Annotated in this window: 10 protein-coding genes and 1 pseudogene; 3 read left to right on the top strand and 8 right to left on the bottom strand. The window is 70.5% G+C overall.

Translation table 11 applies throughout. From position 1 onward, the window contains the following. The first annotated feature begins 49 nt into the window (after window positions 1-49). The gene (locus tag ACIPM1_RS27900; protein ID WP_402439198.1) at window positions 50-1,171 is read left to right on the top strand and encodes a YbhN family protein; all 1,122 of its coding nucleotides are present in this window, start codon (window positions 50-52) and stop codon (window positions 1,169-1,171) included. A gap of 182 nt (window positions 1,172-1,353) precedes the next feature. Here the strand turns inward: ACIPM1_RS27900 and ACIPM1_RS27895 are convergent, their stop codons facing one another. The 5 genes from ACIPM1_RS27895 to ACIPM1_RS27875 are packed head-to-tail and all read right to left on the bottom strand — an operon-like array spanning window position 1,354 to window position 8,499. Beyond that, window positions 1,354-1,686 (bottom strand): cupin domain-containing protein, encoded by a 333-nt coding sequence (locus ACIPM1_RS27895; protein WP_402439196.1) that lies wholly within the window; start codon window positions 1,684-1,686, stop codon window positions 1,354-1,356. Between the two features lie 45 nt (window positions 1,687-1,731). Beyond that, entirely contained in the window at window positions 1,732-2,475 is a 744-nt protein-coding gene (gene narI, locus ACIPM1_RS27890) for a respiratory nitrate reductase subunit gamma (protein ID WP_402439195.1), read from the bottom strand. After that, entirely contained in the window at window positions 2,472-3,191 is a 720-nt protein-coding gene (gene narJ / locus ACIPM1_RS27885) for a nitrate reductase molybdenum cofactor assembly chaperone (RefSeq protein WP_402439193.1), read from the bottom strand. The genes narI and narJ overlap by 4 nt, the downstream gene beginning before the upstream one ends. Beyond that, the gene (narH, locus tag ACIPM1_RS27880) at window positions 3,188-4,843 is read right to left on the bottom strand and encodes a nitrate reductase subunit beta (RefSeq protein ID WP_402439192.1); all 1,656 of its coding nucleotides are present in this window, start codon (window positions 4,841-4,843) and stop codon (window positions 3,188-3,190) included. The genes narJ and narH overlap by 4 nt, the downstream gene beginning before the upstream one ends. Next, on the bottom strand, window positions 4,843-8,499 hold the full coding sequence (locus ACIPM1_RS27875; protein ID WP_402439295.1) for a nitrate reductase subunit alpha: 3,657 nt from the start codon (window positions 8,497-8,499) through the stop codon (window positions 4,843-4,845). The genes narH and ACIPM1_RS27875 overlap by 1 nt, the downstream gene beginning before the upstream one ends. Before the next feature lie 282 nt (window positions 8,500-8,781). On the opposite strand from ACIPM1_RS27875, the gene ACIPM1_RS27870 reads away from it, so the two are divergent. Together ACIPM1_RS27870 and ACIPM1_RS27865 are read left to right on the top strand one after the other, a co-directional pair. Continuing rightward, the gene (locus ACIPM1_RS27870) at window positions 8,782-9,126 is read left to right on the top strand and encodes a universal stress protein (protein ID WP_402439190.1); all 345 of its coding nucleotides are present in this window, start codon (window positions 8,782-8,784) and stop codon (window positions 9,124-9,126) included. A 165-nt stretch (window positions 9,127-9,291) separates the two neighbouring features. Further along, entirely contained in the window at window positions 9,292-10,608 is a 1,317-nt protein-coding gene (locus ACIPM1_RS27865; RefSeq protein ID WP_402439188.1) for a PP2C family protein-serine/threonine phosphatase, read from the top strand. A gap of 63 nt (window positions 10,609-10,671) precedes the next feature. On the opposite strand, the pseudogene acnA reads toward ACIPM1_RS27865, so the two are convergent. From acnA to ACIPM1_RS27850, 3 genes and pseudogenes are all read right to left on the bottom strand, one after another. After that, window positions 10,672-11,059, bottom strand: a pseudogene (gene acnA / locus ACIPM1_RS27860) (aconitate hydratase); the annotation flags it as partial. Window positions 11,060-11,157: 98 nt separating this feature from the next. After that, entirely contained in the window at window positions 11,158-11,925 is a 768-nt protein-coding gene (locus ACIPM1_RS27855; protein WP_402439186.1) for a succinate dehydrogenase/fumarate reductase iron-sulfur subunit, read from the bottom strand. Window positions 11,926-11,959: 34 nt separating this feature from the next. Beyond that, window positions 11,960-12,775: a hypothetical protein gene (locus tag ACIPM1_RS27850; RefSeq protein ID WP_402439184.1), complete on the bottom strand. Its 816-nt coding sequence runs from the start codon at window positions 12,773-12,775 to the stop codon at window positions 11,960-11,962. Between the last annotated feature and the right edge of the window lie 135 nt (window positions 12,776-12,910).

Raw genomic sequence — 12,910 nt, 5'->3', positions numbered from 1 at the left:
CGCCGCTGCCCGGTGTCGGCGTCGTGCCGGCCCTTGGTGGTGACGGCCCGTGTCTGAGCGGCCGGAGTCCGCGGCGGCCGACCGCGAGGGCTGGGAGACAGGGCGGCGTCCGATGCGGCCGGGACCGGTGTGGTGGGTGGGTGCCGGTCTGCTGGTGGCGGCCGCGGCCTGGGTGGCTTTCTGGCGGCGGCACGAGCTAGCGCAGGCGTTCGATCTCATCTCCCGCGTGCGCGTGCCCGAGTTGGCGGTTGCCGTGGGGTGCGAGGCGTTGTCGATCGTGTGCTTCGCCGCCGTGCCCCACCGGCTGCTGCTCTCGGGTGGGGTGCGGTGGAGCCTGCGGCGGATGACCGTGATCGCGGTGGCCGCCAACGCCGTGGCAGGAGCCCTGCCCGGCGGGGCGGCCTTCGCCACCGCCTGGGTGTACCGGCAGCTGACCCGCCGTGGGGTGGAGCCGGTCCTCGCGGCCGCGGTGCTGGTGATCGCCGGTGCGCTGTCGGCGCTCGCTCTGGGGATTCTGATCGTGGTGGGGATGTTCACGGTCGGTGCCGCTGGGGCCGCCACGGTGGTGCGGCCGATCGCCGGTCTCCTGGCACTGGCCATGGTGACCGGTCTGGTGGTCTTCAGCCTGTCCCGCTTCGCGGGCTTCCGCGCGGCGGTGCGGCGGGCCTGGACGGGCGCGGGCCTGCGGTCCGGGCCTGTAGCGCGGGCCCAACTGGCGCTGGAGCGCGTGGTGGAGCAGGCCCGGAGCCTGCAGCCCGGCTTCCGGCCGTGGTTGCGGCCGGCCGCACTGGCGCTGATGAACTGGGTCCTGGACGCGGCTTGCCTGGCCGCCTGCCTGTGGGCGCTGGGCGTTCCGGTGCCCTGGCACGGACTCCTGCTCGCGTACACGCTCACCCAGATCCCGGGCAGCCTGCGCCTGACACCCGGTAGCCTCGGGGTGATCGAGGCCAGCCTGTCCGCGCTGCTCGTGCTGTACGGTCTGCCTCCCGGACCGGCCATCGCCGCGACGCTGCTGTACCGCGCGATCAGCTACTGGGCGCTCCAGCCGGTCGGCTGGGCCGGCTGGATCGGCGTCACCTTCCACACGGACCGGTCCTCCGCGCGCCCGGCGGACCAAGCGTCAGACCCGCGCCAGCCGCCCCGAACACCCCCGCACGAGCCTGGAACCTGACCGGGTGTCGCCGTCGGCTGAAAACCCGATGGATCGTCCCGGTGTGTGGATCCTGGGGGATCTGGCCGCCGACGACCGGAACAACGGCATGGGCACCGTGGTGGAGTACGCCGGCCGCACCGGCTCCCCGCAGAGGAACGGCCGGACGGGGTACATGGCCACGTCCGTGCAAGACGCGGAGGTCAGGCGGACTTGGCGACGGTCAGCAGTGCGGCGGCATCTTCGAGGGCCTCCAGACTGTGCCGGGCGGGCGGTACGAAGAGCAGGTCGCCGGCCATGCCCTCCCACACCTCGTCGCCGCTGTGCAGCCGTACCCGGCCACGCAGCACGAGGACGGTGGCCTCGTCGGGGTTCTCATGTTCGGCCAGGGTGGTGCCGGCGCGCAGGGCGATGAGTGTCTGGCGCAGGGTGTGTTCGTGACCGCCGTAGAGGGTCTCGGCGCTGCGGCCGGTGGACGAAGCCGCGGCCCGTTCCAGGTGCTCGCGGGCCTTCGCGTCGAGGGAGAGCTTCTGCATGGCGCGGTTGCCGTTTCTATGTCGGAGAGCTTGTGTGGGCTCGGGTCAGTAGCGGACGCCGATGCGGCGCCAGCGGCGTCCGCTGGTGCCGGGTTCGGTGGGGTGGGCGGCGGTGCGAGAGCGGTAGAGGACGAACGGCCGCCACAGGTACCACAGTGGGACGCTCCATGCGTGCACCAGCCGAGTGAAGGGCCAGACGGCGAGGATGGCCCAGGCGGCGGTGGCGTGGACCTGGTAGATCAGCGGGGCGTGGGAGATCGCGGCCACGTCCGGGTTGCCGGCGAACAGGCCGCGGAACCACAGGGCCACGCTCCGGCGGTAGTCGTAGCCGGCGCCGAGGAGGTTGATGCCCATGGTGGGGATGATGCCGAGCATGATGACGAGGGCGAGCAGGATGAGGGCCACCCAGTCGACGGGGCTGGTGGTGGCACGGACCTTGGGCACGGTGGTGCGGCGGAAGGCGAGGATCACCACGCCGAGGATGACGGCGAGCGCGGCGACGGTGCCGCCGATGGACGAGAACCGGCGGTAGGTGTCCTCGGGGATGCCGAGCCACCGGGTGAACGACTCGGGGATGAGGATGCCCATGACGTGGCCGGCGATGGCGGCGAAGGTGCCGTAGTGGAAGAGCGGTCCGCCCCATTTCAGCAGGCGGCGTTCCTGTAACTGGGTGGAGCGGCTGGTCCAGCCGAACTGGTCGTAGCGCCAGCGCCAGACGTGGCCGACGACGAAGGTGACAAGGGCGAGGTAGGGCAGGATGACCCACCACCACAGGTCCCAGGAACTCACCGGCCCTCCTTCGCACTGAGGGACGCTCTCTGCGTCGGGTATGCGGATGGTGCCGGATGCCCGGGCGGGGCGAACGGTTCCGGGCCGGTCTGTTCCGGTGGGCCGAAGGGCTCCAGTCCCACATGTTCGCCCGGTGGTCCTTCGGCGGCCAGCTTTCGCCAGGCGTCGCGTTCATGGCGGGCCGGTTCGGGCAGCCGGCCGCAGAGCGTGTCGAGGACGCCGGCGTAGGGGGTGGAGTGCTCGTGGAGCGCCTGCCGGAGGAGTTGGAGTCCGGCCCGGCACTGCAGCAGGATGCGGTGCCCGGGCTCGGGAGCGAGGGCGGCGAACTCCAGGATCAGCGGCAGGAAGTCCGGCAGCTCCGCCTCGGGTGGTTCGTGGCCGGCCTGGCGGTAGGCGTGTTTCAGGGCGAGCAGGGCCATGCCGCGGGCGCGGGTGTCGCCGTGCCGGTAATAGGTCAGGTGCAGACTGCGGCGCCGGGTGTGGTCGAAGGTGTCCACGTACTGCTGGGCGGCCTCGGTGGAGGGCAGGCGCCGCAGGTGGTCGCAGGCGGTGGCGAGCCGGGTGCGGTCGGCCGGGTCGGCGACGGCGGGGAGTACGGCGGTGACGTCGTCGAGGCAGGCGAGCATCGTCTCGTCCGGGTAGCGCAGGAGGACCGAGGCGATGCGGTGCGCCAGGGGGGTGTCGGCCGCCGGGCGGCGGGCGCGGCGGGGGATCATCGGCCGCTCCCGTCGCCGAACAGGCCGGGGGCCGGGCCGGTGCCGTTCCAGCCGAGGAGGTTGAAGCGCACCTTTCCGTCGCCGTCGCGGAACTGGCTGCCGCCGCCCGACGGGTTCAGGCCTGGCAGGGGCGGCGGGGCGGGGGTGAGCTGGTCCTCGTCGTGGGCGGCGAGGTCTGCGACCCCGCCGGGGTAGTCCAGGGAGCAGTGCTGGGCCATGAGGGCGCCCGAGCCCTCGGCGTGCACCCGGGGGATGACGTAGCGGTCGTCGTACTTGGCGATGGCCAGCAGCCGGTACAGGTCCTCGATGTCCGCGCCGTGGGCGCCGACCGAGTCGAGCAGATCCTGGTCCGGCGGGTCGCCGAGCTGGAGGGCGCGCATGTGGGCGCGCATCGCCGTCAGTTTGCGCAGCACGCCCTCCACCACGGTGGTCTCTCCAGCGGTGAAGAGGTTGGCCAGGTACTCCATGGGGATGCGCAGGGCGTCGATGGCGGCGAACACGCGGTCGGGGTCGTCGTCGTGGTAGCCGGTGGCGTGCACCGCGTCCGTGACCGGGGACAGCGGCGGGACGTACCAGACCATGGGCATGGTGCGGTACTCCGGGTGCAGCGGCAAGGCCACCCGATGCTTCTTGATCAGCGCGTACACCGGGGAACGCCGGGCGGCCTGGACCCAGTCGTGGGCGATGCCGTCACGCTCCGCCGCCGCCCGCACCTCGGGGTCCTCGGGGTCGAGGAACACCGACAGCTGCGCCTCGTACAACTCCTTGTCGTCCTTCACCGAGGCGGCCTCGAGGACGGAGTCGGCGTCGTACAGCATGACGCCCAGGTGGCGCAGCCGGCCCACGCAGGTCTCGGAGCAGATGGTGGGCTGCCCGGCCTCGATGCGCGGGTAGCAGAAGGTGCACTTCTCCGCCTTGCCGGTGCGGTGGTTGAAGTAGACCTTCTTGTACGGGCATCCCGAGACGCAGAACCGCCAGCCGCGGCAGCGGTCCTGGTCGACCAGGACGATGCCGTCCTCCTCCCGCTTGTACATGGCGCCCGAGGGGCAGGAGGCGACGCAGGAGGGGTTGAGACAGTGCTCGCAGATCCGCGGCAGGTAGAACATGAACGCGTGCTCGAACTGCATCCGCACCCGCTCCGACAGGCCCTTCAGATTCGGGTCGGCGCCTGCGTACTCGGCGGCTCCGGCGAGGTCGTCGTCCCAGTTCGGGCCGTGTACCGGGCGCATATCCCGGCCGGTGAGCTGGGACTTGGGACGGGCGCTGGTGAAGCTGTCGGACAGCGGCGCGGTGGTCAGGCTCTGGTAGTCGTAGGTCCACGGCTCGTAGAAGTCGTCGAGGGAGGGCAGGTCGGGGTTGTAGAAGATGGTGGCCAGTTTGCGCAGCCGGCCGCCGGCCGTGAGTTTCAGCTTGCCCCGGCGGTTCAGGGTCCAGCCGCCCTTCCACTTCTCCTGGTCCTCGTACCGGCGCGGGTAGCCTGCGCCGGGCTTGGTCTCGACGTTGTTGAACCAGACGTACTCGGATCCGGGCCGGTTGGTCCAGGTCTGCTTGCAGGTGACGGAGCAGGTGTGGCAGCCGATGCACTTGTCGAGGTTCATCACCATCGCCACCTGCGCCATCACCCGTCCAATGGTGGCTCCGCCACGGGTCATCAGAAGTCCACCTCCTGGCTGCGCCGCCGGATGACGGTGATCTCGTCCCGTTGGTTGCCGGTGGGGCCGATGTAGTTGAAGGCGTAGGAGAACTGGGCGTAGCCGCCGATCAGGTGGGTCGGCTTGATCAGCAGGCGGGTCAGGGAATTGTCGCCGCCACCGTGCAGGCCGGAAGTCTCCGTCTTCGGCACGTTCAGGTGCCGGTCCATGGTGTGGTACATGTACACCGTGCCCTCGGGCATGCGGTGGGTGACCACCGCGCGGCAGGCCACGACCCCGTTGCGGTTGTACGCCTCGATCCAGTCGTTGTCGGCCACCCCGATCTTCTCCGCGTCGAGCGGGCTCATCCAGATCACCGGGCCGCCGCGGAAGAGGGTGAGCATGTGCAGGTTCTCCTGGTACTCGGAGTGGATCGACCACTTCGAGTGCGGGGTCAGGTAGCGCACCACGAGCTCCAGGTGGCCGTCCGGTGAGCGGGTCGGGTCGCCGAAGTGGCGCATCATGTTCAGCGGCGGCCGGTAGACGGGCAGTTGTTCGCCGAACTCGGCCATCCAGTCGTGGTCGAGGTAGAAGTGCTGGCGGCCGGTGAGGGTGTGCCAGGGTGTGAGGCGTTCGACGTTGACGGTGAAGGGGGAGTAGCGGCGGCCGCCGGACTCGGTGCCGGACCACTCCGCCGAAGTGATCACGGCACGCGGCTGGATGCGGGTGTCCTCGAAGGTGATGCGGTCGCCGGAGCGTTCCTCGGCGAGGTCGGCCAGGTGCACACCGGTGCGCTCCTCCAGCGCGCGCAGTGACTGAACCGCGAGGCGGCCGTTGGTGGTGCCGGACAGAGCGAGGATCGCCTCGCAGAACTGGTCGTCGCGGGCGATCGAGGGACGCCCGTCGGCGATGCCGCCGCGGACGGTTCCGTTGCGGGAGCGCAGGTAGTCGATCTCCTGCTCGGGCTTCCACGTCAGGCCCTTGGTGGTGGTGCCCAGACTGTCCAGCAGCGGACCGATGGCGGCCATCTTCTCGGCCACCGCGGTGTAGTCGCGCTCCACCACGATCAGCTTCGGCATCGTCTTGCCCGGCACCGGCTCGCACTCGCCGGCCTTCCAGTCGCGCACCCGCCCGTGCGGCTGCGCCATTTCGTCCGGCGTGTCGTGGGCCAGCGGGGCGGCGATCACGTCCCGCCGCACGCCGAGACGGGTGGCGGCCAGACGGGAGAACTCGGCGGCGATGGTGTGGAAGATGTCGAAGTCGGTACGGGTCTGCCAGGGCGGTGCGATCGCCGGGCTGAAGGCGTGCACGAACGGGTGCATGTCGGTGGAGGACAGGTCGTACTTCTCGTACCAGGTCGCGGCCGGCAGCACCACATCGGAGAACAGGCAGGTGCTGGTCATGCGGAAGTCGACGGCCACCGACAGGTCGAGCTTGCCGACCGGGGCCTGCTCACGCCAGGTGATGTCCTTGGGCCGCAGGTCGGGCGGGGTCTGAGGGGCGGTGACGGCGTCGTCCGTGCCGAGCAGGTGGCGCAGCATGTACTCGTGGCCCTTCATCGACGACGCGAACAGGTTCGCCCGCCAGATGAGCAGGACCCGGGGGAAGTTGACCGGATCGTCGGGGTCCTCGGTGGCGAAACTGAGCCGCCCTGCCTTCAACTCCTCGACGACGTACTCCGGTACGTCCTTGCCGGCCCGCTCGGCCTCGTCGCACACGTCCAGCGGGTTGCGGTTGAACGTGGGGTGGGAGGGCATCCAGCCCAGCCGGGCGGCGAGCGCGTTGCAGTCCGGCAGGGTACGTCCCGCCAGTCGGCCCTGCCCGAGCGGGCTGGCCAGGGTGTCGGCGGGGAACGCCTCGTAGCGCCACTGGTCGGTGGCGAGCCAGAACAGTGGCGTGCCCACCATGTGCCGGGTGGGCCGCTGCCAGTCCAGGCCGAACGCGAGATGGAACCAGCCGGTCAGCGGACGTACCTTCTCCTGGCCGACGTAGTGCGCCCAGCCCCCGCCGTTCACACCCTGGCTGCCGGTCAGTATCACGAGCGACAGGAACGCGCGGTAGATCTGGTCGGAGTGGAACCAGTGGTTGGTGCCCGCCCCCATCGCGATCATCGAACGACCGCCGGTGCGCTCGGCGTTGCGCGCGAACTCCCTCGCCACCCGGGCGGCCGCCTTCGCCGGTACCGAGGTGATCGCCTCCTGCCAGGCCGGCGTGCAGGGCGCGTCGGCATCGTCGTACCCCATCGGCCACTCACCCGGCAGTCCCTCGCGGGCCACCCCGTACTGGGCCATCACCAGGTCGAAGACGGTGGTCACCCGATGCCCGCCGACCCGCACCGCCGGCACACCGCGCCGCAGCACCCCGCCGGACTCACCGGGCCCGGCGTCGAACCGCGGCAGGTCGACGGCCACCGCCTCGCCGTCCGGCCGACCGTGCAGGGACAGCAGCGGATCGGCACCTTCCAGGTTCAGGTTCCACCGGGGGCCACCGTCCTGGGACATCCAGCGAAAACCCAGCGACCCGTTCGGCACCATCGGTTCGCCCGTACGGGCGTCCAGCAAAACCGTCTTGAACTCGCCCGCCTCCTCCTCACCGTCCTGGCCGGGAAGGTCGGCGGCGGTGAGGAACTTCTCCGGCACGTACCCGCCACCGTCGCGCCCGCGCAGCCGCACCAGGAACGGCAGGTCGGTGTAGGTCTTGGCGTACTCGGTGAAGTACGGAACCTCCCGGTCGCGGTAGAACTCGCTCAGGATGACGTGCCCCATGGCCATGGCCAGCGCACCGTCCGTGCCCGGGGAGGCCGCGAGCCAGTCGTCGGCGAACTTGGTGTGGTCGCCGTAGTCCGGGGAGACCACCACGACCTTCTGCCCCTTGTAGCGGGCCTCGGTCATGAAGTGCGCGTCCGGGGTGCGGGTGACGGGCAGATTGGTGCCCCACACGATCAGGTAGCCCGAGTTCCACCAGTCGCCGGACTCGGGCACGTCCGTCTGGTCACCGAACACCTGCGGCGAGGCCATCGGCAGGTCGGCGTACCAGTCGTAGAACGAGGAGATCGTGCCGCCGATCATCGACAGGTACCGGGTACCGGCCGCGTACGACGCCATGGACATCGCCGGGATCGGGGAGAAACCCACGATCCGGTCCGGACCGTACCGCTTGACCGTGTGGACTTGTGCCGCCGCCACCAACTCGGTGACCTCCTGCCAGTCGCAGCGCACGAAGCCGCCCTTGCCGCGGGCCCGCTTGTAGGCGGCGCAGTGCTCCGGGTCCGAGGTCACCCACTCCCACGCCTCGACCGGATCCGTGTGCCGCTCCTTCGCCTGCCGCCACAGCTGGAGCAGCGGGCCGCGCACGTACGGGTAGCGGATGCGGGTGGGCGAGTAGGTGTACCAGGAGAAAGAGGCGCCGCGCGGGCATCCCCGCGGCTCGTACTCCGGGGAGTCCGGGCCGACCGACGGGTAGTCGGTCGCCTGCGTCTCCCAGGTGATCAAGCCGTCCTTGACGAACACCCGCCAGGAACACGATCCGGTGCAGTTCACCCCGTGCGTGGAGCGCACCTCCCGGTCGTGGCGCCACCGCTCTCGGTAGAACTCCTCGGCCGCCCGTCCACCCTCGCGGTACAGCATCCGCCGGTCGGGCGACTGCGTGCCGGGGAAGAAGTACTGCGCCGTACGCATCAGCCGCTCGGCCGCGGCATCGACCCGATCGGTGCTCACACCATTCGCCTCCTCAGCTGCTGCAGCCGCCTACTCGTGCCGTGTGCGCCCCGGTGCGTGACCGGCCCCGAGGGCGGTGGCCACCATGCTCTGCGGATGGCCGTGCCGAAACGAGCAGACACTCCGTCAGCCCGTATACAGGGCAGACCAGAATCTCGAGGACGGAAGTACGAGGGCCCGTGTGCAGGCCAGGCGTCGGTACGAGCACGCCCTCACCTCCATCTCGGCTTCCAGGTCACCGGATTGCCTCGCACCGTTCCCTCGCCGCCCGCAGCCGACGCCGCGGAATCCATGGAGTACGACCCGGAGACGGTCGCCGTTCCTGTGAAGGAGCGGGAAGCCGATGCGCTGGCCTGGCTGCGCAGGGAACTCGCCGGCACGCTCCCCGCGGCCACGCCCGCCGGGCTGGACGTCCATGTCGCCGCCTGCATGGGCGATGCGGCCCCGGAGCCGGCCCGTCCGATGGATGAACACCAGGCCGACGCACTCGTGCTCGGCGCTCCGGAGCACCGGCTGCACCACCTCATCAGGTCTGTACCGGCGTGGATGGCCCGCCACGCGCACTGCCCCGTCGCCATCGGGCCCTGACCTTGCTCCACGTATGGTCGGCGCCACAGAGGAAAACCGGACGCAGCGGCCTCCTGAGACGGGGGCAGGCGGCGCACCGCTGCGCCCTGCTTCCGACCAGGTGAGCGCGTAATGTGACAGGGCAGGGCGACAGAACGACGGCGCCCGGCGCCGGGAGGAAGCACCATGGCGCACAATCCGTGGCAGTGGTGGAGGCGGGGACAGGCCGGAGGCCGGGTGGTCGCGCGACCCCCGCAGCGTGCTTTGGACCGGCACCGGCTGCGGCACCTGCTCGACGCGGTCGGGGCGGTCAGCACCGACATGGACACGCGCACCGTGCTGCGCCGCATCGTGGAAGCGGCCACCGACCTCGTTGCCGCGCACTACGGGGCGCTGGGCGTGCTCGACGAGAGCGGCAAGGTCATCGACCTGATCACCGTGGGTATCGATGATCCGCAGTTGTGCGCTGCGATGGGCCTGCCGCAGGGCCATGGCCTGCTGCACACCATGGTGGACGACGGGGAGCCGTTGCGGGTGGCGGATGTGGCCGCCCACCCTCGGGCGGCCGGCTTTCCGCCCGGGCATCCGGTCATGCGGACTCTGCTGGGCGCACCGCTCATGGTGCGCGGCACGGTCTACGGTGACCTCTACGTCGCCGACAAAGTGGACGGTACGCCTTTCGATGACGACGACGAGGGTCTGCTGACTGCTTTGGCCAGTGCCGCGGGCGTCAGTCTCGAAAACGCCCGCCTGTACGAGCAGCTCAGACGTGCTGCCGAGCACTTCCAGCGCCGCATGCTGCCCGTGCTGCCCGATCTTGCGCCGCTTGAGGTCGCCGCCCGCTACGAGCCCGCCTCGGAGCTGCCCCGGCTGGGCGGGGACTGGTACGACGCCCTGGCTCTGCCGGACGGCGCCACCTGTGTGGTGGTGGGCGACGTGACCGGGCACGACGTGGAGGCCGCCCCGCTGATGGGACAGATCCGCAATATGCTGCGGGCGCTCGCCTTCGACCGGGGCGAGCCGCCCGGCCAGGTCGTGTCCCGGCTGGACCACGCCCTGACGATGTTCGAGGAGCCACCCACGGCCACCCTGGTGTTCGGCCGCATCGAGGCCGGCCGCGGCGAGGCCGGACAGTACACGTTCGGCTGGAGCAACGCGGGGCATCTGCCGCCGCTGCTGGTCGGCGCGGACGGCACCACCCGCTATCTGGCACCCGCCCGTCACGGAATCCCGGTGGGGATCGAGGCGTCCGTCCCCAGGTTCAGCCACGAACAAGTCCTCCCGCCCGGCAGCACCCTGCTGCTGTTCACCGACGGGCTGGTCGAACGCCGCGACCAGGACATCGACACGGGACTGGACGACCTGGCCGAGCGGGCCGCCCGCCTGGCCACAGCCCCGCTGGAAGCACTGTGCGACACCCTGATCAGCCGGAGCCGGCAGGTGTTCGACGACGACGTCGCCCTGCTCGCCCTGCGCACCCCCTCGGAGGGTCCAGCACGGTGAGGCACACACCCTGGCCGCTTGACGTGCCGGACTTCGCGGGCGGTCGCCCTGGCCGGGGGCGGTCAGGAGAGTGCGCAGGGCGTAGGACAGGATGCCGCCGTGGCGGTAGTGGTCGGCCTCGGTCGGGGTGTCGATGCGTACCCGCGCGGTGAACCGGATGGTGCCGGCTGGGGCCGTCGGCGGTGACGGTGACCTCGCGCGGCAGCGCCTCGGCCTCGGTGCGTGCCAGGCCGCGGACGGTGTAGGTCTCTTCGCCCGTCAGACCGAGTGATGCGGGGTTCTCTCCGGGGGCGAACTTCAGGGGCAGGGCACCCAGGCCGATGAGGTTGGAGCGGTGGATGCGCTCGTAGGGTTCGGCGAGTACGGCCTTCACGCCCAGCAGGGCGGTGCCCTTGGCGGCCCAGTCGCGCGAGGAGCCCGAGCCGTACTCCTTTCCGGCGATCACCAGCACCCTGGGCCGCCCGTTCCGCGCAGATGAACGCGGTAAGGAGGAGGCCGATCATGCGTGTTGACTACCGGCGGCACCGTCACGCCGGCCCAGGGCATGGCTCAGTCCTCGCCGGTTGTACGTCCCGGGCGGCGCCGCCAGCTGCGGATCAGGCGTCCGAGCGGGTCATAGCGGTGGTCGACGACGCGTTCCTTCATCGGGATGATCGCGTTGTCGGTGATCCTGATTCCGGCGGGGCAGACCTCGGTGCAGCACTTGGTGACGTTGCACAGCCCCAGCCCGTCCTGCTCGCGCAGCATTCCGCGCCGGTCCAGGGTGTCGAGGGGGTGCATGTCGAGTTCGGCGTGGCGGATGAAGAACCGTGGCCCGGCGAAGGCCGGTTTGTTGTCCTCATGGTCACGGATGACATGGCAGACGTCCTGGCACAGCCAGCATTCGATGCACTTGCGGAACTCCTGCGCCCGCTCCACAGCCTCCTGCCGCATCCGGTATTCGCCGGGCCGCAGATGAGGCGGCGGGGTGAAGGAGGGAACCTGCCGGGCCCTGGCGTAGTTGAAGCCCACGTCGGTGACCAGGTCGCGGATGACGGGAAAGGTCCGCAGTGGTGTGACCGTGATGCTGTCGGACGGCAGGGTCGACAGCCGCGCCATGCACATCAGCTTGGGGCGGCCCTCGATCTCGGCGCTGCACGAGCCGCACTTGCCGGCCTTGCAGTTCCAGCGCACCGCGAGGTCTGTGGCCTGTGTGGCCTGCAGCCGCAGGACGGCGTCCAGGACCACCTCACCGTCCTCGACCGGCACGGTGTACTCCACGAGCGAGCCCCCCGAGGTGTCGCCGCGCCAGACGCGGAGCAGCAGATCGCGCCCCATGGCCGATGCCCCCTTTCCGCGGGCTGAATGGAGGTCAGAAGAACCGCGGGTCGTGGATCACGCCGCTGGCGACCAGCCGCACGTAGCCGTCGGCGAGGGCGACCCAGATCAGCGAGGCCCAGGCGAACCGGCCGTGGTACGGATTGATCCGCGACACCCAGGTCCACGCCCGGTAGCGGACGGGATGCTTGGCGAAGTTGTTCAGGCGTCCGCCGACCACGTGTCGGCACGAATGGCACGAGAGGGTGTACAGCCACAGCAGAACGGCGTTGACGACCAGGACCAGGGTGCCCAGACCCATGCCGACGCGTCCGCGGAAGTCGAAGGCGATGACCGCGTCCCAGGTCAGGATGACGTTGAAGACGAGGGCCGCGTAGAGGAAGTAGCGGTGGACGTTCTGCAGCAACAGAGGGAAGCGGGTCTCCCCGCTGTAGCGGCGGTGCGGCTCCGGAACCGCACACGCCGGGGGTGCCAGCCACCAGGAGCGGTAGTACGCCTTGCGGTAGTAGTAGCAGGTCAGGCGGAATCCGAGCGGGAAGATCAGGATGATCACAGCCGGGGTGATGATCCACCAGGTGCCGAACCAGCCCAGGTGCGGTGCCCCGTGGGAGCCGGGCACCGCCCCGCAGTGGGTGGACAGGCACGGCGAGTAGAACGGCGACAGATAGGGATCGGCGTAGTAGTCCCGGTTCGCCAGCGCCGCATAGGTCGCGTAGGCCACGAAGAGGGCCAGGACGGTGAACGAGGCGAGCGGGTAGGCCCACCAGCGGTCTCTGCGCAGCGTCCGCGCGGTGATCGCGGCCCGCCCGGGAGATCGGATCCCCGCTGGGGCGCCGCCTGCTGTTCCCACCGCCCGGCCTCCCTTCGCGGTGCTGGGGCTGCCGATCCGGTCACCGGGAGCCTTCTTCTCTGCTCAAGCCTGCCGGACAAGGGCAGACCGTGCGATTTCAGCGCACGTTCCCTACGCCGTAGGACAGGGCCGCGA

The sequence above is a fragment of the Streptomyces sp. NPDC086766 genome, from assembly GCF_044746005.1.
Lineage (GTDB): Bacteria > Actinomycetota > Actinomycetes > Streptomycetales > Streptomycetaceae > Streptomyces.
This window is presented reverse-complemented; position numbering and strand designations above follow the sequence as displayed.

Coding starts and splice junctions, on each gene's coding strand:
- ACIPM1_RS27895 (WP_402439196.1), bottom strand. CDS start 1,686: ATGCAGAAGCTCTCCCTCGACGCGAAGGCCCGCGAGCACCTGGAACGG.
- narJ (WP_402439193.1), bottom strand. CDS start 3,191: ATGATCCCCCGCCGCGCCCGCCGCCCGGCGGCCGACACCCCCCTGGCG.
- narH (WP_402439192.1), bottom strand. CDS start 4,843: ATGACCCGTGGCGGAGCCACCATTGGACGGGTGATGGCGCAGGTGGCG.
- ACIPM1_RS27875 (WP_402439295.1), bottom strand. CDS start 8,499: ATGCGTACGGCGCAGTACTTCTTCCCCGGCACGCAGTCGCCCGACCGG.
- ACIPM1_RS27865 (WP_402439188.1), top strand. CDS start 9,292: ATGGCGCACAATCCGTGGCAGTGGTGGAGGCGGGGACAGGCCGGAGGC.
- ACIPM1_RS27855 (WP_402439186.1), bottom strand. CDS start 11,925: ATGGGGCGCGATCTGCTGCTCCGCGTCTGGCGCGGCGACACCTCGGGG.